20 protein-coding genes are annotated in these 21,798 nt (G+C 57.6%); 1 reads left to right on the top strand and 19 read right to left on the bottom strand.

The features are described 5' to 3' along the window. Window positions 1–141 precede the first annotated feature (141 nt). Entirely contained in the window at window positions 142–636 is a 495-nt protein-coding gene (locus tag SJQ66_RS10980; protein WP_320534246.1) for a hypothetical protein, read from the top strand. A 1-nt stretch (window position 637) separates the two neighbouring features. Here the strand turns inward: SJQ66_RS10980 and SJQ66_RS10975 are convergent, their stop codons facing one another. From SJQ66_RS10975 to SJQ66_RS10885, 19 genes are all read right to left on the bottom strand, one after another. Then, the gene (locus SJQ66_RS10975; RefSeq protein WP_320534245.1) at window positions 638–2,287 is read right to left on the bottom strand and encodes a hypothetical protein; all 1,650 of its coding nucleotides are present in this window, start codon (window positions 2,285–2,287) and stop codon (window positions 638–640) included. Window positions 2,288–2,297: 10 nt separating this feature from the next. Beyond that, window positions 2,298–4,187 (bottom strand): hypothetical protein, encoded by a 1,890-nt coding sequence (locus SJQ66_RS10970; RefSeq protein WP_320534244.1) that lies wholly within the window; start codon window positions 4,185–4,187, stop codon window positions 2,298–2,300. A 4-nt stretch (window positions 4,188–4,191) separates the two neighbouring features. Next, the gene (locus tag SJQ66_RS10965; protein WP_320534243.1) at window positions 4,192–5,373 is read right to left on the bottom strand and encodes a hypothetical protein; all 1,182 of its coding nucleotides are present in this window, start codon (window positions 5,371–5,373) and stop codon (window positions 4,192–4,194) included. Next, on the bottom strand, window positions 5,373–6,377 hold the full coding sequence (locus SJQ66_RS10960) for a PulJ/GspJ family protein (protein ID WP_320534242.1): 1,005 nt from the start codon (window positions 6,375–6,377) through the stop codon (window positions 5,373–5,375). Before SJQ66_RS10960 ends, SJQ66_RS10965 begins: the two co-directional genes overlap by 1 nt. Beyond that, on the bottom strand, window positions 6,374–7,234 hold the full coding sequence (locus SJQ66_RS10955; RefSeq protein WP_456153916.1) for a type IV pilus twitching motility protein PilT: 861 nt from the start codon (window positions 7,232–7,234) through the stop codon (window positions 6,374–6,376). The genes SJQ66_RS10960 and SJQ66_RS10955 overlap by 4 nt, the downstream gene beginning before the upstream one ends. A gap of 220 nt (window positions 7,235–7,454) precedes the next feature. After that, window positions 7,455–8,309 carry a hypothetical protein gene (locus tag SJQ66_RS10950; RefSeq protein ID WP_320534240.1) on the bottom strand — a complete coding sequence of 285 codons (855 nt, stop codon included), beginning with the start codon at window positions 8,307–8,309 and terminating at the stop codon, window positions 7,455–7,457. A gap of 2 nt (window positions 8,310–8,311) precedes the next feature. After that, window positions 8,312–8,968, bottom strand: coding sequence for a type II secretion system protein (locus tag SJQ66_RS10945; RefSeq protein ID WP_320534239.1), 657 nt, complete (start codon window positions 8,966–8,968; stop codon window positions 8,312–8,314). 20 nt (window positions 8,969–8,988) lie between these two features. Further along, entirely contained in the window at window positions 8,989–10,185 is a 1,197-nt protein-coding gene (locus SJQ66_RS10940) for a type II secretion system F family protein (protein ID WP_320534238.1), read from the bottom strand. Beyond that, complete coding sequence (locus SJQ66_RS10935) at window positions 10,185–12,107, bottom strand: GspE/PulE family protein (protein ID WP_320534237.1); 1,923 nt, start codon at window positions 12,105–12,107, stop codon at window positions 10,185–10,187. The genes SJQ66_RS10940 and SJQ66_RS10935 overlap by 1 nt, the downstream gene beginning before the upstream one ends. Continuing rightward, window positions 12,094–12,561 carry a hypothetical protein gene (locus tag SJQ66_RS10930; protein WP_320534236.1) on the bottom strand — a complete coding sequence of 156 codons (468 nt, stop codon included), beginning with the start codon at window positions 12,559–12,561 and terminating at the stop codon, window positions 12,094–12,096. The genes SJQ66_RS10935 and SJQ66_RS10930 overlap by 14 nt, the downstream gene beginning before the upstream one ends. After that, window positions 12,554–13,765, bottom strand: a complete 1,212-nt coding sequence (locus SJQ66_RS10925; RefSeq protein ID WP_320534235.1) for a hypothetical protein — start codon at window positions 13,763–13,765, stop codon at window positions 12,554–12,556. Before SJQ66_RS10925 ends, SJQ66_RS10930 begins: the two co-directional genes overlap by 8 nt. A gap of 260 nt (window positions 13,766–14,025) precedes the next feature. Further along, window positions 14,026–15,594, bottom strand: a complete 1,569-nt coding sequence (locus SJQ66_RS10920; RefSeq protein WP_320534234.1) for a type II secretion system protein GspD — start codon at window positions 15,592–15,594, stop codon at window positions 14,026–14,028. A 3-nt stretch (window positions 15,595–15,597) separates the two neighbouring features. After that, window positions 15,598–16,227 carry a hypothetical protein gene (locus tag SJQ66_RS10915; protein ID WP_320534233.1) on the bottom strand — a complete coding sequence of 210 codons (630 nt, stop codon included), beginning with the start codon at window positions 16,225–16,227 and terminating at the stop codon, window positions 15,598–15,600. Window positions 16,228–16,229: 2 nt separating this feature from the next. After that, a complete protein-coding gene (locus SJQ66_RS10910; protein WP_253466191.1) occupies window positions 16,230–16,625 on the bottom strand; it encodes a lytic transglycosylase domain-containing protein in 396 nt (131 codons plus the stop codon). Between the two features lie 23 nt (window positions 16,626–16,648). Next, window positions 16,649–17,890: a TrbG/VirB9 family P-type conjugative transfer protein gene (locus SJQ66_RS10905; RefSeq protein ID WP_320534232.1), complete on the bottom strand. Its 1,242-nt coding sequence runs from the start codon at window positions 17,888–17,890 to the stop codon at window positions 16,649–16,651. Beyond that, window positions 17,891–18,712: a transglycosylase SLT domain-containing protein gene (locus SJQ66_RS10900; protein ID WP_320534231.1), complete on the bottom strand. Its 822-nt coding sequence runs from the start codon at window positions 18,710–18,712 to the stop codon at window positions 17,891–17,893. It lies immediately after the preceding gene. Then, window positions 18,705–19,991: a TrbI/VirB10 family protein gene (locus SJQ66_RS10895; protein ID WP_320534230.1), complete on the bottom strand. Its 1,287-nt coding sequence runs from the start codon at window positions 19,989–19,991 to the stop codon at window positions 18,705–18,707. The genes SJQ66_RS10900 and SJQ66_RS10895 overlap by 8 nt, the downstream gene beginning before the upstream one ends. A gap of 11 nt (window positions 19,992–20,002) precedes the next feature. Continuing rightward, window positions 20,003–20,878 (bottom strand): TrbG/VirB9 family P-type conjugative transfer protein, encoded by an 876-nt coding sequence (locus tag SJQ66_RS10890; RefSeq protein WP_320534229.1) that lies wholly within the window; start codon window positions 20,876–20,878, stop codon window positions 20,003–20,005. Continuing rightward, window positions 20,875–21,579: a VirB8 family type IV secretion system protein gene (locus tag SJQ66_RS10885; RefSeq protein ID WP_320534228.1), complete on the bottom strand. Its 705-nt coding sequence runs from the start codon at window positions 21,577–21,579 to the stop codon at window positions 20,875–20,877. Before SJQ66_RS10885 ends, SJQ66_RS10890 begins: the two co-directional genes overlap by 4 nt. Window positions 21,580–21,798: the final 219 nt, after the last annotated feature.

Here is a 21,798-nt window from a genome sequence, read left to right as displayed (position 1 = left end):
CGAAAGGGTCCTCTGAATCGCTCCTCAATAGCTAAGACGACGCAATCAACAATCAGGGGCAAGCACCCGCCATTACACTCTTACTTGACTTATGTACCTCGAAGTTAAAATGGCACATACACTACCGTTACCCTTGAAAAAATGTCGATATTTAAATATTTTTGCCGCGGCTCGATCCTGGCAACTGGAATTTCTGTGGTACTAGGGGCATGCACGTCCCTACAGCCGGGAGACAAGAAATTCGAACAAATTGCCGGCCTCACCGCTTACGGTGAAATCAACGGCATTTACCCTATGGAGAGCGCGTGTAAGCAGCGCGAAAATCAAAGCGCCGCGTATTGTCAAGATCAAGCGAACTGGATATGGGTTGGGGCTATTATTGGTCAACGTGGCATGGGGGTTTATTATCGCGTCGGTTTAGCCGTTCCAATTACCGCGAACGCCCGAAAAGGCGACATAGTTGAGTTTACATTGCCAACCGACGTAGCCCCGCGATCAAAATTTGTTCGTTTGGCACGCCACACAACATCCGAAAAAGACAGTTCCTGCGCGTGGGTCGGTTCTCACGTAGGAACAGGTGGAGTCGAATGCGATGGCTGGCATTGGAACAAAGACTTTCCGCCTTTTGCTGATTAAGCTAACGCCGCGGCGGCGTGTCACCAAAATAAAGTCCAGCCGCCGAGTTTGCCCCGTTTGACGGCGGCAAGCTGTCCTGGCTAGTCAAGACATTCCCGCTGCTCTGATACGCAGCGACTTCGGCGGCGGTAAGGAGCGCCCCGGACGTACAACGCTCTAAGTTCGATAACGTATAGCCAGCTGCTTTGCAAAGCTCATAGCGGCTAGCGTGCGAAGCCACCTGGTTACCGTTTTCAGGATCATCTGATCTTGGCACCATTCCCGCATCGGAACCAGCTGCGACACATCCTGAGTAACTTCCAGATTCGCCACAGGTGCCTTGGTATTGCACCGTGATCCCTGTCAACGAATTGTCGACCTCGTCGGTTATCACTTTCTGGGTTGCTGTTGATCTCAGCTGCGCTTCATAGGTACTATTTGTGGCCGATGTGGTCGCCGTTCCACTTCCCGTCGAGCCCAAATAACCATTCTGAGCGCTCACTAGCGAGCCACCATTTACAATCGCCGAAGCGGCCGTGTACGTTGCACCAGCCGCAGCCGCTGTCAAAGCAACTCCCTCGACCGAGATGCCCACGGTTGTCGCAGCACCTGCAATTCCGGCGGTTCCTGCCGCTGCCAAGGCAGCTCCAAGCGCCGCGCCCCCAACCGCGACCAGAGCAATGGTCAGAAGCGCAAAGGCAATCACAGACCAAGAGTGTTTTGTCTCACTGTCAGTAAACAGGAGGTCTTCAGTCGCTGGCATCGTCCCTCCCTGCCAGTTCGAGAACGCAATCCCAGAGCTGACGACGTGCCCAGAGTCATCACAGGTACTTCCATCGCCATACGTGATGGCACAGATTTGCGCGATGCTCCCATAAGGCTGGGCGGTCGGCGGTAGGCCGACGTACCAAATGGGTTTAGCGTAACCCTTCGTCGTGGTCGTAATGGTTTTACGGAGAAATCCGCCGCTTGTTGACGTCTGTTGATCAAGCCTGATACTCGGAACCGCCATGAAGGCGATCGACGCCTGATAATGCTGCATCGCCTGCCCGACCGCGACTTGTGCAGCCTGGAACGAGATGTTGTAGAAGACCGGATCGGTTTTGTCGCCGTTCGAGAAATTGGCGAACGGGTCGTGGCCGGCCAAGAAAACATTCGATTTCTCGGCGCTGCTCAGAAAGTACCGGTCCCGCGCGTAAAGCAGGCCATCCCATGGCGTCCAATCCGCTTTTTGGACATGCACGGTGTTGCCCATCCTGCGCACCCGGATAACGGTCACCCGGAGTTGAGCCTGCTCGGCAAAGTAACGCGCGAAGATGATCGGCGGCCGATTCGAGTTGTACTGGACGAAATTGCCCGCCTGAAATGAGTCGAGCCCCAAGATTCCCGCATTCTGGTCATCATTCAAAATCCACTGCTCACTGGGATTGACCGTCAGGGTCGCGGATTTTGCACCTCCGGTATAGGTGGCCGTGGCGATGTCGGTCCAGTTTTCATCTGGCCACGTTATTGGCGTGTAACCGTCTACGTAGGTCGTACGCCAAACCGGCAGAAATGTCCCCGTGGCGGCGCGGGCCTCTTCGGCTGGCACCAGCATTGCCGTCGTTACAAGGCATACGCACACCAGCAACGACAAGACGTTACCCAGCCAATGTTCTAAAAGCGCCCGCATACCGCTTCTCCTAATCACACGCGTCGATGATTTCGTACTTGATATCCCAATTCGATCCCCCACCCGCCGGAATGGCCCGGAAAGACACCGTATTCGTACCGGCTCCGAGATAAGGTTTGACATCCATATTTGGGTACAGGTTTGGCGTTTGCGACACACCAGAATTGTTCAGCGCAACCCAGCTGTACTGAGGGAACCACGTACCGGCGTAGGAGCTACATGTTTGCCCATCACCGCCATCTCCCTGACATACATTCACTGTCCCGTTGAACGCGCTTTGTTCGGTGCAATACTCGCCGTAAGTTTGACTCGTATAAAGGGGAACGTTCGAAGGGCTAACGCCTGGCCAGACCCCGGCTTCGATTCCCGCTGTTACGGCGCACTTCACAATGCGACCACCGTTGCGCCCCGTGGAGTACACCGTGTTGTTGTTCACGTCAGTGCTTACCACCACGCTGGCTCCAGTGATGGACACGAGCCTTGCACTCGAAACCTGGCTCACGCTCGCTATCGAAAATGACGAGGCACCCGAATAAGTGGTCGAGTTGTAATAGTCGTCGCTTGACGATCCCGAGAATTCAATGATGTGGTCATGCGGCGAGACGTCATAGGATGAGCCATACGCACCGTTGCTCACGACTGAATAAGTGGTGGGTGCCTGTGACGCGCCTTCACTCAAGGCCGCGAGCTGTACCAAATTGGGTACCGCGGATGTTGCGAGCAGTGTAGACGATGGGTTGCTCGGATCAATCATGTAAGCGCTTAGCGCGGTGAACTCGGCGTCAGTCAACCCACGGGTGTAATCGTAGGACTCGTATGGCGAGGCATTGGAGCCTTGATAGGAATATTGCAGCGCGTAGCTACCATCGCCTTGGACGAGATATCGATCAACCTGAGTCAGCAGCGTGTACCCGTAGTAGCCAATGTTCCGATATGACTTGCTAGTACACGTCTGATAGAACCATGAGCGCAGCGTTACCCCGATCGACACCGCCGGAATCTGCGCGTAATTGCCACTACCGGCAGGTGATTCGACTTCGTTGTAGACAGGCTGCACCATGCGCAGATAGTCGACGATCGCAAAAGACGCGCTCAGACTTCCTATCAAGCCTTTGGCGCTCGGATAGGAGGTCGAACACCCCCCTATCGTATTGTCGATAAGGCATTTCAGACCGGCATCATTGTCGACGGCTGTGGTACTTGCTTGGGGCGCGTCATAGGCACCCTTGGTGTCCACGCTGGCCACTGCCGACAGTGCAGCCCCCGTAGTGCTAAAGAGCTGATAGGTCATCACGCCCGCGCTCGTGTATTGCCAGTTCTGCGGCAAACCGCTCGCAACGGCCAATGGCGTGTAGGAAACGTACACGAAACCGGGTGACGCGTTGTAAATCGTCGGCTGCGCATAGGTCGCGTGGCCGTTAGCGTCCACCATCATCGACCATACAAGCCGCACACTCGACGTCGCACCGGTTGGCAAGACCTCTTGATCGAGCGTGTAGTAAACGCGGGAAACATCAAGTGTGCTCGCGTACGCGGTCAACTTGGGTATGTAGCTCGCCAGCTGCTGCTGGATGTAAGCCATCGATGTGGAGATAATCTGCGCCGAGGTCAGGCTCAGATTCCCATACGTGCTTACGGCCATCGCCGGCGCCGAATTCGACAGCGCAACGATCGAGTTTGTCTCTCCGGATATGTCAAAACCGCTGGAGACGCTGCTATGAGTCGGCCCGTAATTGACTTTCATCGTCGAGGACGGCGACGCAACGCCCGATACCACCTGTGAAACGATCACGGCTCGGGCGTGAAGGCGGGTGCTCACCTGCGAGACTCGCGCCGCTTCGGCTGTGCCTGCGGCTAGGATCAATAGGATCGCCAGAAAGAACGAACGGTAGCGCCGCATCCCGTCACCGCGCCCGGCTCAAAACGCTAGTCAGCGGTGGCAAGCCGCCGTTGGCGTTGTTCGCGAAAGGATTGGGCGTGTTGGTCGAAGTCACGCCGCCTGTAACAGGCATAAGGCGATTGCTCATCAGCCCTGCCCCATCAGCGCGCGCCTGCGTATCAACACTCGCGATCTCGGAAATCGGGGTAGCAACTGCATATACATGTCCATCAAGCACAACGCTATCGCCGTCCACACGATCGACGTGTCGACCATGCACCGTCTCACCCGCGCGAGCCATTACCCCCTCCCCATTGATCTGCAACACCGCGTAACGGACCCCGCCTTGGGTCATGACCCCAGTGACCGGCGACGCGACCTTAACGATTTGCGCGGGCGGTAGAGCGGCTTCGGATTCCTTCCTCGGCGCTTTTTTAGGTGCCGCTGCTACCTTCGCCGGCTTCGGCACATCGGCCAGCGTCATCTCCTTGGGCGGTAGCGGGCCGCCCGATGGCACAACGCCTACGAACTTCAACTGCTGCATTTGCGATTCCGCCTGCGCTCCTTTGAGCCGCTGCGCCATGATTTCGGCGCGAAGCGTTTCATCCTGCAGGCTGCTACGCAATTCTTCGGTACTCAGTGCCTGCCCCGTCATCGGATTGACGATCGCTTCTGCATGGCTAAGGGTCGTGACCGTGCTAACCGGTGTCGGCATCGTACCCGCTGAGGCAGGTGCAGTAACCTTGAGCGCGCTCGGCGCCGTCGCCGCGCTCGCCGCAGCCGCGGCGGCGACCAGCGCCGTTGCCATTTGCTTTGGACTATCTTTGACAAGGGATTTTCTTTCATCAGCGTGCTTTTTCGCCTCCTCAGCACGCCCCCGATGCTTCGGCCCGTTGGTCTGGTTGTCCCAGACACTTGCGGTATGTCGCTCAACTACCGGTACCGATGCGGGCTTGCTTGCCACCGCAGCCGAAGCAATCGCCGGTGCTACATTGCCGCTCGCTTGTGCGCCTGTTGATAGGTCGCCGGAACCAGCATCCAACATCGCAGTCCCGTCAAGCTCCGCGGCCATTTGGACCTGCGATTTCGCGGCGGAAGCATCGGAGGTCACCGCCAGAGCATCCGTACTGAGCCAAGCCACGCTCACAGCCATCACGCTGGCCGCGCCCAATTTCAACCCTAGATTTATCTTGTGTTTGTTGTTCATCAGTAGGACCCGATAGCGGTTTGATAATAGGTAATGCCGCCTGGCAGAGAGGTGGAAATACGTGCTGTCCAGGGCGGCGCGCCGTTCATTGACGCACTGGTGTTCGAAGGACTGCGCACCGCCGAGGAACTGTTGTCGAAGTAATAGGGTTGTGAGAACGGGTCGGTCAGATCCAGCACCGACAGCCCCAAGGCTTGCTCGAAGGTACTGTCCGCAACCATGGAGCTGCCAGACGTGATCGGCATCGTCCCGGCGCTGTCCCAACTGGTGTCGCCCGAGTTAGTCCCAAAATAGTCCACACTCGTGCTGCCCCCGCTCGCCTGAAAGCGGCCCTGGAAATAGCTTTGCGTCGCTTGAACAATCTTTTGCATCTGCGACTGGACCGATTGGAATTGCCTTAGTGCTATGCCACGGCCATCTATCACGACGCCGAGATTGTCGCCACCCAACGTCAAGGTACCGGCCGAATCCCAGCTTGTATTCAATGCACCGGACGCACCCATCGAGACGATCGCAATTGAGTGGTAATAGAGCGTCGTGCCACCCACGGCAAAGCTCATCTGCGGGGTGAAGTAGACGCAAAATGGACGCTGAAAGCCATCGAGGCGGGCTTGGCCGGGAGAACTCTCCAAATACGCACTCACTGCCGCAAAAGGTGCTGCCGCGCCTGCATTGCAGGACGTGCCGTTGACGGTCCCGACTGTTCCATTCGGGAACACCAGGCCGCTCGCGTCGGTCGCCGTTGTGTTCGATTCGATTGACAACATGTTTTCAGCATACGCACGCCCAATATCGTCCTGTAATTGCTGCAGACGGTGGGCCGTCACGGCCTTGCCGTACCAACGCATCACACCGTCAAGCATGCCGAACACCGCCGTCATCATGATTGCAGTTATCGCGAGCGCGATAAGGGTCTCCAGCAGCGTGAAACCTTTTTGGCGGCGGTCCGCCCGAAGTGGTCGGCGGCGTTGCGTACGCCGGGACTGAATGAATGCTCTTCTCATTTTCCGAACCGACTCGGATCATTGGACCGATACAGCGCCTCTTCACGGCTCAATCGGCCGGTGCGCACCAATTGGAGAAGGGTCGTATTAAGCTTCACATGTCCATAACTTGAACCTGTATCCATCTCTTGATGGATAACGTTCACATCTCCTTTGCGAATCGCCATACAAACAGGCGCCGTCGGTACCAGGATTTCGTAGGCAATGACTTTTTTGCCCGACACGTCAGTCAGCAACTCCTGAGAGAGCACGCCGGCAAAGTTCGAGGAAAGCTCGGCCAGTGCGTTGACACGATCGACTCCATCGAAAAACCCGGCGATGCGCTCGATCGTTGCGGCTCCACCATTGGTGTGGAGCGTTGTAAAGACCATGTGCCCGGTGGCGGCCGCCTGTAAAGCGGTGTGCATCGTTTGCGCGTCACGGATTTCGCCAACCATGATCGCGTTCGGATTCTCGCGAAGTGCGGCACGCAACCCGCAAGAGAACGTCGGTACGTCGTCAGAGACGCTTGGTCCCACGCTGCGCTGCGTAATCAGAGACTTTTTATTGGCATGCTCGACTTCGACCGGGTGCTCCAGCGTGATGATGTGAAGTGCCCTGCTTTCGTTGAGATGATCGACGATCGAACCAAGGGTCGTGGTTTTTCCAGAATTGGTCGGACCAGTGACAAAGAAAATCCCACGGGGACGGTCCGTCAGCTTGAGCAGTATCTCTGGCAGCCCCAGCGATGCGAATGGCAAGACGCCGGCCAAGCGTCTAAGAACCAGCTTGAGCTTGCCCTGCGAAAGAAAGACATTGGCACGACACCGAACGCCCGCGATAACCACGGCAAAATCATCCGATCCATCGTTGGCCAAAAGATATTCATGCACATCTCGGCCTGGCGCGCGTAAATGCGCAAACCATGACCGAAGTGCCTCGCTTGGCACCTGTACATCGATAGGGACCAATCCTTCACTGCCGCGCGACCACACGACGCGATCCTCCGCGAGGTGAATATCAGACACCGCGGCATCCGCAATCAGAGCGGCCAGAATATCGTTGAGGGCAGAAGCCATTGCGTTCCTAAAGTTGATATCAATTTGGTTGCACAACCGCCATTTCGACGCTACTCCCCCATGGCGTAGTACTGCGCAAGGCCATTGAGAACGGCGATGCGGTCATAGAAGAGTCGACCTGGTTACTCACTTGGAGCGGAAGTCCCCAGGCATTGGCGGCATTGGACGTATCGAGGCCGAGGTCGATCAATATCGCCGTGCTGGTCAGATTGGTGAATGTGTCGACGCACGGCAGGCTTCCTGAATATGTCGTCGCACAACTCGCATCGCGAAAGTAATTGGTCTCGGAAGCCACATCGGCGTCCGCGATCGCCCGAGCCGCAAAAAAAGACCGCAACTGGCCCTGAACGGTCGCCATCGTAGTTGTCGTCTGCTGCATCAGTTGTGCCTCAATCGACTTGCCCGACACCTTTATCCATTGCGCTTTTGCATCCGGATTGAACGTCCCGGCGACAGCGTCCAAGGTCGTACCGTCAGCGCTCGACGCCGGCGGCAGCCACACGTAAATGTCGTGGTAGCCGATGCACGATGGGCTATTTGGCTCGTCGCACGGCAGCCCGAGCCGCTGAGTTGAGGCAACCTGAACGCCATACGCCGACGCGCCCATGACGCTTTTTATGTTCGAGACCTGGACCGCATCGGATATGGCATCGATACTCCCGGCTTGAGCGACGTACCAATTAGCGATTCTCATTTCTGTCGCATTCAGGTAGTCGAGCCTGGCGCGCGTGCTATTCCACGTGCTCTTGTGGACCAAGGCCGCAGCCGTCGCCATGCAAACCGCCAGAAGGAGGAGCATCAGGAGCAAGGAAGCCAACCCAATAAAACCTTTTTGGTGGCGCGCGGCCTTTGTCCGCTGCGAGGCGGTCGCCATGATCAGCTTCCCGAATCCTCGACCAGGACATCGAACGTACTGGACGCAGTAGATCCGGTGCTGATGGTGCCACGGCAGCGACCCGTGTCGAACGACGCGTTGGCGGTGGTCGAACCGTTGCACTTCTGTAAGGCCGTATTAACGATGCCGGCAGGCAGATTCGTCGCGTGCAAGAAATAGTAGTAGCCGTTACTGCCGCCAGTCTCACGGCTGAAACTGATTTCCGCGGAAGGAGCCACGTTCGACATGATGAAGGCGCTGGTAGTCGAGTCGTAATTGACCGGCTTCATATACGGACCATCCCATTGCGACTCGCCGTCTTGGCCACAATACATATTCGACGCGGTCGCGGTGGTCTTGGACCAAAGGGCCTTAGGGGAGATCGGGTAGCATCCGACGTCCATCTTCATCTTTTGCAAACCCGAAGATGCGGTTTCCATCGACTGCCACAACGCGGTGGCCTTGGACGAGTCGGTATTGAAGTTGTACATCAACGTGCCGCCGATGATCGCCATGATCGCTAGGCCCGCCAAAATCTCGATCAGCGAAAAGCCTCCTTGAGCGCGCTTCGACGATGAGCGCGCGGCTCGGACGCGCCGTTGGAGCGGCCGATTGAGGCGCGCTTGACCACGAAGAGACTTAGTTTTTAAGGTATCCATTTTCCGTTTTCGCTGACTTTTTAAAGGCTTGCCAAGACTGGGGCCGTCATCGGGTACACCGTGATGAAGAAAAATACGAGGACGATCAAGGCCATAAAGACCAAAGCGACCTTGTCGACAACATGCGCCAAGTTGTCCATCGCGAATGTCAGGTCTTGTTTGAGAGCAACGGTAAACCGCAAAAGCCCGTCCGCCAGATCGCCCGAAAGCTTGGCGCCACGAAAACCAGCTACCACCCAAGTAGGAAAACCGGCATTCGATATCGCACTTACTTCATCCGCCCCCGCCGACAACCGTTTTGCTGCAATGGCGATGGCGCGTCGCGTCTCAGCACGCGCGGCACTGCGCCCCAGAGTACGTAAGGCATCACCTTGCGGTATGCGCCCGCGGTACATCAGCGCGAACGCGTGCCAAAGCGTGATGTGATCGCGCTTTTCCGAGACGTTGCGCACGATGGGGATGCGTTCGAGCTGACTCTTGAACCAGGAAGAACCGAGCAGCACCTTCAGCCCGATCGGCAGGAGCAAAAAACCAAGGCCAAACGCGATTGGCGAGCCACGTAGCACGTCGATGAACTGATAGAAGGAGGTGACGGAACCGGGCATCGTGATCGCGCCGCCGAGTTGCCCGAAGAACTTTTCGATCTTCGGTGCGAGCAAGAAGATGTAACCGGGCAGCATCACGTACGCGAAGCCAAGCATGAATTTGGGGGTGCGGAGCATGACGGTAAAGCGTCGGCGCAAATCCTCCCGGGATTCCACCTCCTCGCTCAAGCTGAGAAAGGCTTGCCCGCGCTCCGCGCCATCGGAGAGTGCTTTTACGACCATTGCTTCGCGCTGATCGAAGCCTGCCTGGGTCATGGCGGTGGCGACCTCTTGCCCATCGTCCAAACCAGCATGAAACATGGCGACCATGCTTTTCAGTCGGCCGTCGAGCAAGAACGTCTGCGCCTGCTCAAGCGCCGCTTGAATACGACCCTCACCGTTTTGCAAGCGCTGGCCAACAATGCGATAAAACGTGCTCAATTGCCGCTGATCTGGCTTGGCGCCAAGCAGCTCCGAGACCGACTCCAGTACATTGAGTTTGATCCGGATATGAGACATCCCGGTCTTCTTGATACGGTGATGCGCGAAGTTCGCCGAACGCGCCGAAATGAGACCGGTGATCGTGTCCTTATGCCGAGTGCGCGCGACGAAGGAATACATGAGATTGCGCATTATTCCTCCCGCTCCTCCAGTCGCTCGACTTCCTCATAGGAGGTAATCCCGCGCGCCATCAGACGCACGGCGCGCGAGCGCAGTGTGCGATCGGCGGGGATGAACTCCTGTGCGATCAAGTACGGCGCCGTGCCCTGGGCAATCAGACGTCGTACACGCGGCGTCATATGCAGCATTTCGTAGACCATGGCTCGCGAGCGGTAGCCCGTGAATTTGCACGCCGCGCACCCCTCGGCGCTTGCGCGATAAAGCGATGCGGGTTGAGCGCCAAGCACGGCGCCCAGATAGCTGCCAGCGCGTTCGACTTCGGTAAGTACTTCCGCTCGATCGTCGGGCACGCGGCAGGTCACACATAACGTTCGAACGAGTCGTTGTGCAACGATCACGAGCAGCACGCCGCCGACATCGCTCATATCCAAGCCCAAGTCGCGCAAGCGAGACAAGGCGCTCGCCGCATCGTTGTTGTGGAGGGAAGAGAATGCCAAGTGCCCGGTGTTAGACGCGCGCAGCAATTGCATGCCAATTGGACCATCGCGCACCTCGGCCACATAAATGACGTTTGGGGCATTACGAAGCAAACCCTTGAGCAGGTCCGCCGTACCCTCCGCCTCGGACTTGGCCATCGGCACTTGATACTGCATCCACAGGCCTTTCGTGTACTCGATTGGTCGCTCGATCGACTGAATCCAGTTCTCGACCGGATCGATCTCAGACAGCATGGCGTATGTGGTCGTGGTCTTGCCCGAACCCGTTGGTCCGGTGGTCAGGATCAGGCCGTAGGCGCTACGCATCGCCTTTCGTAGCAATCGCAAGTCTTCGTCATCGAAACCCAGCCGATCGATATCGGTTGCCTCGGCGTTCTGATCCAAAATCCGGATGACGATCGACGTATATTCATCGGACTGCATCTCCGAGCGCCGGATCATCTGAACCCGAAACGCGTATCGGTGGTATATCTCAGCGTATTCGCGCTGCTGTTCCGGTGAAAATGCGATCTGCGCCTCGATAGGGCCTTTTTTGAGTGCATCCGTGTTGCCATTGCTCACCACCAGCCGATTGACGAGGCGCCGGTAGATATCACGTTCGAGATAGCGGAATAGTTCGCCCACGCCATTGATCTTCAGTCGGACGATGCCGCCGGTATCCTTGACCATCGCCTGCAAAGCGATATCGCTCGCGCCGGAATAGCAAGCGTGCCGAATCAGGGCCATTTCCAAATTTCCCAGGCGCACCGCGGCCTTATCATCATCTTCGCGCATCGTTCGTACCGCCTCGTAGGCTTTGTCGAAAGCTTCGTCCGAACGTGCGAAATAGCGTTGGTAAAGGGTTTGAACGGTGCGCGGCGAAGCAATCCGCCATTCGATGTTGAAGGCGTTGAATTCCGATCTTGCCCGATTCGAGTCGCGCACTTCGGTGAGCGCCACGACCAGATTATTCGGTGCCTGGAACTGCACAGGCACGAAGCCCGCGAGTTTGAAGGACGGCACTTTCGCGCTGACCGTATTCGCATCAATACAGTTAGCGTCATCCGGTGAGAAATACGCGAACCCCGACATCTCCGCATTCACCTGTGCAATGCGCTCGGGCGAGAGAAATCCGTAGTCGTTCGAACGCATAATGGTGGTCAACGCCTCGCCCGTGAGGCGCGCGCGCAGGATGGAGGCGCGGATGTGCGCCTCTTTGACCCCGTGCTTGCGTAACAATCGTTCCAGCTTTTGCGCGTCGGCGTCCTCGACGGACCCCGTCGACAATTCAGCCTTTTCCGTGAGCGGTGCCGTGACCCCTAATAGATTGACGCTCACGCCGATGCGCGCGCTGTCCTGCGCCAAGACGCGAGCGGTTTCAGCGGCACTGGCCGACTCAGCCAATAAGCCCTGACGGGTGAGCGGCCCGCCCGTAAAAAAGTCACTATCTAGCGGCATCTACACACCCCTTGCAGGTTCCATAAACGTCAATCAACAAGTCGTAGTCGTACTCATGCATGTGCAATTCTTCGAGCGCGATGCCCCCGTGCCCGATGCCGGCGGCAAATGCGACAAAGCGCGGCAAGCTCGTATATCGGCCTTGAACCCTTAAGGTCGAAACCCATAAGCCGCTTTCGGTCCGCTTAGCCGTCACCTGAATTGGAAACTCGTGCATTGCGCCATTCGCGCCCAGCAAGTCCCACTTCGCAATGGATACATAGGCGGCATCCGCGCTACGCGTGACGGCGCTAATCGTTTGCGCCACACCATCCTGGACACTCATGGCGGCCGTACCGTCTCCCTTCACACTTCTTAACGCTTGGCGCAGGTGTTCGAGCTGCACCGACAGATGTGTGTGAGCCACATCGGCATTCGCAATGTCGGTCTGTGCAGCAACGCGGTCCTCACTCACCCGGACTCCGTAGTGAATGGCCAGGGCCGAACAAACCAGCAAAGTCAAAACTATGAGGCGCACATTCATACGTTGCCTGGATCACATTTACATTCGAGTTCGTGGATAGCGGTGCGCGCTGACAACCAGGCGGCGCATCGCGGAAGTTCAACGCCGCCTTCGATTGGGACGGCGCGGTAACGACCAATTGAAGCGGGACGGCCCGGTTAAGCGTGACATCGACCTTCGCGCCGCTGACATACACGGCTTGGGCTTTTTGCAGGGTCGGGGTTGGATCTATGTTGGCAAGTTCGACAAATCGAGCAAAATTCGCCGTGACCGTGGATTTCAGTTCATGGTCAATCTGCTCAACTTGCTCTCGCTTTAATGCGAGCGTTGACTGCTCGCTATGCAACGCGGCGATTTGATATACGTCGTTCGCTATCGCGCCAGCTAACGCACACGCCGAGACCAATAGCGCACCAGACCAAAGTTGACGCACCGGGACGTTACCGATGTACGGCTCAGTCGGGTAGGCTCTGATGGAGGGCAGCACTTGCCGCAGGTCCGCGGACGTGAAAAGAACCAGTTGCTGAGACGTCCAATCCTCAAAAAGGGAGATGCCCTTTTCCTCGGCGAAGCTGCGTAGCGCCAATTCCATCTCTTGCTTGCCACCGGCGCGCGGCACAAAAGCCATGTTCCCGATCTGCGCGTTATCCTTGACTTCGTACAGCACGAGAAGGGGTGCGCTTGACTGCTGGAACATAAAACCGGCGATAGCCGGGAGGCGCTTCGGTGCGCGCTCCTTGAGAAGCGCACTGAGCGCATAGGTTCCCGGAAAAAGGCGCTGCGGCGCATAGGTCTTGATCCACTCGCCCTCGGCGCCAAAGGCCAGGGTGTCGCCCTTGCTGCGAGCAACGATCTCAACCTTGAGGCCTTCCTCGCGCTCAAAGCGGGCCGTGATCTGCCCCTTCATCTCGTTGCGCTTGATGGGTGCCGTGAGGTCGTGAATCGAGAACGACAGCACCGGCTCAGCGCGCGGTGCCGGGTCATGCTCGCCCTCATAATCCTCCGGTGGCACGCTAGAGGCCACTTCCGTAACGGTGTCGGCCACAAGGTCGAGCGACCACCAAGCCTTCTGTTCGCCCTGGTCTGTGACGACCAACACATCGGTTTCGGTGAGCTTTGCCGCGACCTGCCCAGACGCTCCGGCAGCCGACGACATACCTTTAAGTCGGGCCGCAAGCTGCGAGCGGGCGCGCTTCACACCTAAACCCGCACCCTGCTTGGATGAGGCTTTTTCTTGGAGGGTACGACGGCCCAATATGGCGCGCCGGAAAAGCGATCTGCGGGGCGCTTTTTGTGAAGCCACCGGGCGCGGGGCCTCGCTCTCGTTTCCAAGGCCCGGCTCAACGCGCACGGGTTCAACGTCCGTGATGTCGTAAAGGGTGGCTCGGCGCCGATTCCTAAAGTCGAAGAGACTCATCAGAGCGCCTCGCCTACCAATGGCTCGTACGCCGGAGCTGGCAGGATCTGCGCTTGCAACATCATGACGTTCTCGCGCGTCGTATGGGAGTTATTTACGCCGCCCAACACCTTGCCAAGCACGGGAATGTCGGTAATTCCGGGAATGCCGTTATTTGCATCATTTGCCGTCGAATAACGGTCACCCCCCATGATGACTGTTTGACCGTTAGGCACCTGCACGGTCATGTCCGACTGCTTATTCGTCTGCACAGGTGCGGTCACATTGCCGCTGTCGAAGGTCTGGAACGTCCCGACCGTGTTTGTCACGGGGATCAGACGGATTTGAACAAGGTTGTTACTAAGAATATCGACGGTGGCGGAGATATTGACGCCATCGAGCGCATACACGATGGTCTCGCTGCTCGACGAAAAGCTGCTCGTGCTACCGGATACGGTGGTGGTTTTCTGCGGCAGATACGGGATCTTGCGACCATCGAACAAGGTCGCTGGTGTGTGGTTCACCGCCACGATCGACGGCTGCGTGACCACGCGAACATCCGTGACCTGCTCCAACGCAGAGAGCACACCCGAGATCGAATTCGTCGTGAGTGTGCCTGTAAGCGCTGCCGTGCCGGTGACCGCACTGGTCGTGTCCAAGGCGATGCTGGAGCCGTTCGCGCGCAGAATCTTGTCCCACTTGATTCCGTACTGCATCTCCTGGCCAAGCGTCACATCCACGATGCTGGCCTGCAACTGGACTTGGCGCATTTCGTCCCGCGCGAAGATTTTAAGAAAATCGTGGATTCGCTTTAAGGCAATTGCATTGCCACGGGCGAAGATGAAACCCGTCGCCTTGTTGATCGCGACTTGCACGTTTTCCCCGCCCACACGCTCCAAATAGGTGGTCATCGTGTCGCCGGGTGTCGACGTTTCCGAGGTAATCACAAACGACGCGGTGAGGCTCGCGCCTTGCGAGCCGCCGGACGAGCCAGTGCTACTCGATGACTGTCCCGCCGACGAGCCCCCACCCGAACCGGAGCTGGACGAGCCGGACCCGGAATTAGACGGATCGCCACCGACGGTGCCAGCGGAGGACAATCGCTGCAGCAGAACTGTCGGCACTCGAAAAGTGTAAGTGCCAACCTTGGCGAAGGTCACCGTGCGACTATCGTCATTGATAACGGCCACGTACCCGGCCACCATACCTATCTGCCTGAGCGCTTCATCAAACGTCAGACCCGAGAAATCGACATTGACTGACGCTTGCGTGTCGACTTCCTTCATCGCCGAGACGGCATATCCGCGCGACTTCGCGATCGTGCTGGCGAGATCGAAAAAACGCGCATTGCTCACGCGCAAGGAGAACGTCTTGCTCGGGTCAGGGATTTGAGTTTCGTGAGCCAGAATGATGTGTTTTTGTCCGGTTACATCGTGCACCACGCCGCGGGCCGGACGGAATTGCTTGGCCCGCTCGATCGCAGGCTTGAGGGCTGCGTCGGTTTTGTCCTGGTTATAGGCGAGACTCGAGCAAGCCGACATGCCAACTGCCGCGAGCGCAACGGCTATTCGTTTCAAATAAAAGGGCATGGCTTATTCGGTCTGGTTGTTATCGTTACGCACGACAATTCGGCGGATCAATGCGGACGAGTCGACGTCGGCCGCAAAGCCATATCCAGCCAGAAGTGTTTGAAGCAAATCGCCCACGCTTGACGGGTGGAGGTTGTAGTCTTCATCGGAAACAAGATCGCGCAAACGACCGGGCGTGCCCGCCGTCGCGCTCCAATCCAGGTGCCAACCCTGCGGCTTGAGCCAGGCATCAAGCTTTGCCTGGATGTGATCGCCCTGATGAAGCACGAATGTAGGAATACCGCCGCTTGCCGACTGATCCGTCACCGATACCGACGAAGTTACGGCTCCATATGGCGAAACGTACGGTTTCGCAGCGGGCTGATCCTCCGGTCGAGGCGGCGCATTGGGCAAAATGACAGGCGGGCCGATCTTGCGATCCGCCGCAATCTGGGAATCAAGTGCGGACGGCTGCGCGGCGGATATTGGTGGCTGCGCCATTGCCGGTGCATCCAAGGATTGCCAACCTTTTCCCGCCGGCGGTGCAACGCTGCCCTGGTTCAGTTCCTGCGCGCTGGCATGCACGCTGAGCGCAAGCGCGACAGACAGGCTTGTAATCTGCAAAAGCTGAGCGATGTATTTATTGATTTGCATAGTTATTGGCCCGCACCCGTCAAACGGCGATAAATAGCCTTTGCGTAGATCATTTGTTTTTGGGGCGATCGCGCGTTGTACGCACCGACGGCACGCCACGATGGTCCAAATTCCCGGATATTCGCAGCGAGAATCCACGTTCCGACATACGCGTTCACGCAAGCGTTGAAAAGCTGTGCGCGACCGATGCCATAACGCGCAAGCGTCGGCAGCCAAGACGAATTGATCTGCATAAGCCCGATGTCCTCGCTCCCATCAGCGTTCACGTTCACCGCCCTCGCGTGCATCCCCGATTCGTGCTGCGCGATGGCCCGCACCAGAGCGGGACTGACGTGCTGAAACGCCGCTGCGTCATCGAGGCAGTCACCCCAAGCCGCATTGGCAGATATGAAACACATCGCAAATCCGATGAGCCGTCCTCTCACTTTGTGGCCTCCGGTTTGCGGTCGAAATAGCGCACGTCATGCCGACGCTTTACCGTCACCGACTGACCATCGCCGGTAGCGATGTAATCGGAGGCAATGCCATCGAATTTGTAGTACTGCCCCTTCTGCTCGCCGGTACCGGCGTGCGTAATATCTGTCACGCTTGCTTGAACGACGGTCGGGCCAAATTTGAAATAAGTCGCATTATCCTGGTCGAAAACCGCTTCCAGATGGGCCGCGTTATTGGGGGCGAAGTCATAGACCATGCCGTCCACGCGCGCCACTTCGACACTGTCGTGCTCATTGGATACGAAGAAGTCGGCGCTGCGATCAATCGTTAGCACCTTGGTGAGCTCATCCCATTTCGGATGGAGCGATCGGCCATCTTGGTCGAGCACTTTCGGCATCGGCTCCGGCTTGGCAGCGAACCGGATCTGCGTGTGGGTATCGTCACCATCGCGGATCGCTTGAGCACCAAAAACCGATGCAAGCAGCGAGTAATGGTTAGGGACCGCGAGCCCCGCCTCACCAGCGGTATTTACTTTTGCGGCAGCAGGTGGCACCGCGGTAGAACCTGCATAATTCACTGCATTGGACTTCGGAGGCAGCGCTGAAATCCTCACGTGCATCGCGTCGAAGTCGACACTCGCAAAGAGGTCCACGGCACCAAGAAGCCGATCGAGCGCATGAACCCAGTTCTCGCCCGCAGCAGAAGTAAACGTTCGCATTGCGCTCAGATCGACGCCACGCTCAGCGGAACCGCTCCATCCCTGTGGTACAAGGGTCTTCACGATAGCTGCCACCGGCAGCGTGAGCGTCAATGCACGCACGGTTTCGAGCTGCCCATGCGTGCCTATCAACGTCAGGTGATCAGAGAAACCCGTAAAGCCTGCGGGTTGGTCATCCTTCGCCACACCGGACGGGCCTCTTTGGCCGGCGAATTGATTCAAGCGATTCCAGTGTGCAGACGCCGGTTTCCCATTCACATCGAAGGAAAGGTCCATCGGCGTGCCGGCCAGGACCAAGTACGGACCTTGGACCTCGGCACCGGACGCCTTGATCGTTTGTCCCGCACGCGGTTGTAGATAGGTGCTGCGGCCATCGTTGAACACGAGAGCCGGGCGCGACGCCATATCGCCTGCGAGCGTATAGTCGAAGTCAAGCGGATCGGTGTCAGCGGCATACGCTGCCCGCAGGAGTGGCACGACAAGCAAGGCCAGGAGGCGTGTGGTACGCATTTATCGTCCGTTCTCGATCTGGGCGAGGTGTGTCACAAAACTAGCGAGATATGCTTGGCCAGGACCGGGGTTGGCGGAGTGGTAGTAGGCAATTGCTTTTGCAATGGAGTGCGTACGCGCGAAGTTTTCGTTGAGAATGTCTTCGGCAACGCGGACATTTGTCTGCGGATCAAGTGCATCCCACGCCGACGTAAATCGTTGTCCCTGATAGCACCAATTGATTTGCATAATGCCAACGTCGAAATCGCACCGACCGACGCGGCGCAGAGCCTCGATCGCTGTGAATGCTTCCTCGCGGCTTCGAAAAAAAGCACTACGCCCTGCCACGTTTAAGGTCCAAGGCCAGGGACGCCCATGCCAAGCGCTCTCGTTGAGCGCGATGCCGGCCAATACCTTGGGATCAACGCGCGAGTGCAGTGCATCGAATATGGTGGCCGTTGTGGCACACGCCCAGCCACCGCGCCCCTCAGTCATGGCGCTTTGGGCAGCATCCGACAGCACGGGCGGGCGCAGCCAGCCGGCCTGCGCAAATAATTCCGAAATCTCGACTGGCTTACCATCGACGTTCACCGTGGCGCTGACCCCCTTGGATGCGAGGACGACCTGCCCGACAAGCTGCTGTGCCCAGTTGTTGAACGGGCGAGCCCCGCAATAAAAAACCGGTGTGCCTGGCAAAGCCAGCACAGCTCGGCTGCTCTCGCCCTCAATCACGATGGCCGTCGGGCTGATTACGGCGGCAATACGCGCCTGCGCCCGGCTTGGCGTGGCCGCGGCCCAAAGGGTCGCGCCGAGGATAAGCCATACCCATCTCACGCTATTCATAGTGATAGGGCTCCAGCACGAGGTCGTGCGTCACCTTCAGCATGAAATGCTGACCTGGCTTCACCGTAAGCGTGGGCTGCATGTTCTGGTAGCGCTGCAGGACGGATTGAGCCGTCTGGCCCGCTACCTGGCCTGCCGTGCTGCCAACTTGCTGCACACCATATGCGCCGGTGGTGGTGGATGTCGTAGACGATCCGTCAAACTTGTTGACCAGTACGGCCGTTAGGAAAGAGACACCAAATATCCGGAGGAAATGATTATTCACATGCGCCGAAAAGCCGTTGTACCCGTTAGGGTCCGCGCCCGGTGCACCGTCTAGCGGTACTTCCTTGCCATTTGGCAGGCGCATCTCGGTCGCGGCGACTAATAAGCTTTCTTGGCCAGGTGCGATATCGCTGCTGTATGGAGCGGTGATCGTCGTGCCGCGCGGAATCATCAGGCAATCGCCGTGCACGCTGTCGTACACGTCTTCATTGACCATCAGCGCGATCGTCCCCGGGCGGTCGGAATTGCCACCCTCCATGGTCAGGACGTCAATGTGATGAGGTGGCGCCAATGTGCAACCACGTTCTTGCCCGACGAAGGTCGAGGTTTTGAATCCCGCGCCCGATTTCGATAGCGTCGCGGTGTCGGCCAAGAATTTTGAGTCATCGGATTTGCCGCTCGGATGGTTCGCACTCGTGCTTTGACCGGATTGCGCGAGCTTTGCTGCCATCGCTGCAGCCTGCGTTGAAGCGTTTTCGACAGCGTCCTGCCCTGCTTGCTTTTGCGCGAGCGCCATCGCGCCTGGTGTCAAAGTCGCTGCGACGCCAGCAGCCGCAGCGGCGCCGCCGCCGCCCTCACCCTCTCGACCTTTTTTAAAGATCGGCGCGCTGTAGATGTCATCCTCTTTTCCGCCAGACGACGCTTGTCCGCGGTTTGCCGCTTCCTCGCGCACAAAGCCGTCTGCCGTCAGCTTAGGTTCGTCATTGATTGCAGTGACTGGCGTTCTCGCCTGCGCCTGCTGCTTGCGCTCCTGCGTTAAGGCATCGCCTTGCTGTTGACGGATGATAGAGTCGACATCGGTCTCCGTGGGACTCGCTGCTGTCGTCTCGGCAAGCTTGGCGTCACGCGCAGCCTCTTTTTTACGCGCAGCCTCGCTCGCGTCCTTTGTTTGCGAATAAAAGCCGAGGGCGGCAACGACGATGGCAACCATGACGCCGATAATGATGAGCACCTTGCGTGGCGGCTTGCCCTTTTTCAGGGCCTCATCGTCCAAATTAAATGGGTTCTCTGCCATGATGTATTCGCTCAGAAGAGCCCAAGTACCCGGTGCTTGCCGCGGTACACATGGATTTCCTCTTTGCCGGAGCGCAGCACCATCTCGCTCGCCAAGCGTTGCACGATCAGATAGTCGCCGTGGGTGATGCTGTTCGGCGTTACCCAATCACCGTCTTCTTTCACGAGCGCGACGGCAAAGGGAGCGTTCGAGGGCATGCGCAGCCAAATAGCGTGTCCATCGTCAAAGACGGTCAGGGGCTTGAAGTTCGCGCTGCCTTCAACGGTGTAATCGAAGTTCAACTGATCCGGCGAGGCGTTGACCGCATTCGGGTTGCCCGACCCCACGCGCGTGGGCGAATCAGATCCCGCATTTCGCTCACGGACTTTATCCATAAGGGACTGCGGGTAGTTGAAACGGACGACTTGGTAGTAGAAGCCACCGATCGGAGAGGACACGACGGTAAAGTCGTACTCTCGCTTGTTCGTCGTGATGTGAACGGTATTAACCAGGCCCGGCTTAGAAGGCTTGATATAGATGTGATTCGCGCCGTCCGTATCGATGTCCCATCGAACCGAGTCGCCCATTGCCGGCGGACTGGCAAGCTGCTCCCCCGTCGCAAGTTCGATCGTGGTCAACTTCAGCGGAGCCGTAACTAGCTTGAAGATTTGATCCCGACTGTAGGTAAAGACAGCGATGCGTGCATCGTTGGGCAAAGTTGTCGCGTCCGCACCGCCATTAAATGGATTCGTTGCATTCATGGGATCCGTCAACGCTTGCACCAGTGCACTCGTACTGTCGACCGATGCCGCTGCGGGTTTGGATTCGCGCGCGTAAGCACCGTGCAACATAGAGGCGATCAAGAGCGCGACGCAGACTCGAACGCGGTAATAGGTCCGATGGCTCATTGCGTCTTTTGCAAAGTAAAGTAAGGATAAAAAACACCGAACGGATTGGCGGTGAGCGCGTCGACGGACGTTGGCGGGACGATCTGATACCGAATCGTCAACGCGTAGCTTTGCGTGACAGGTGTGGCCGTCGGATTGTCGGAGGTCGACGTGGTGAACTGCACGACGGCCGTCGAGTCGTCCAGCAATGAGACATCCGTGACTTTCGGCTCGCGCACCAGACGTGGATTGAGCGTGATCGACGTGAACGGTGCGTCGTTTTTGATCCAGGTGCCGAACTGATTACGCGCGTTGTCGGTCATTTGCTTGCGGACCGCATTGATGTTCTTGGCCATCCGCGAATCGTTAAGCGATCGCGAGAGAACCGGCTCGATCGTGAACCAGCTCACAACGGTGTCATGCAGTGCTTTACGGATTTCCTGGTCGCTTGGCTTGTAGGTCACAAGCTCGCGTACAACTGCGTTGCCATTGGTATCGGCGCTAACGCCGAAGACCTTGACGAGCGACGGCGCCGGGTTGCGCGTCAAGATCGCGCCGCCCGCTACGAAAACGAGGATGAAGCAAAACGTCTTCCAGTGGTTGGCCTCGACGCGTAGGCGCGTGCTGGTGTCAAAGATGGCCTGCAGAGGCTCATCTTCGGAATATTTTCCAGGCAGCGGCGAAAGCGCTTCCTTCTTCTTGTTGCGAAATAAGCGAGGCATGAACGCGTGACCCAATGGGGAACGGCGTTCATTTGATCAGGGAATGCAGTGCTTAGAGGGGGCAAAAGAGATGGTATTTCGAGCACGATTCGCTCGCACACGCGGACGATTCGCTGGCAAGATTGGCCGATATCGGTAGCTCCGACTTGACGGGACGCACTTTAATGAGATTCTCACAGGGCAAACTGCGAAAGCTCACTGTTTTTGGTGATCATTCGC

Source organism: Robbsia andropogonis (assembly GCF_034047095.1).
GTDB classification, from domain to species: domain Bacteria; phylum Pseudomonadota; class Gammaproteobacteria; order Burkholderiales; family Burkholderiaceae; genus Robbsia; species Robbsia andropogonis.
The sequence above is the reverse complement of the archived record's forward strand: the minus strand, read 5'-3'. Positions and strand labels throughout refer to the sequence as shown.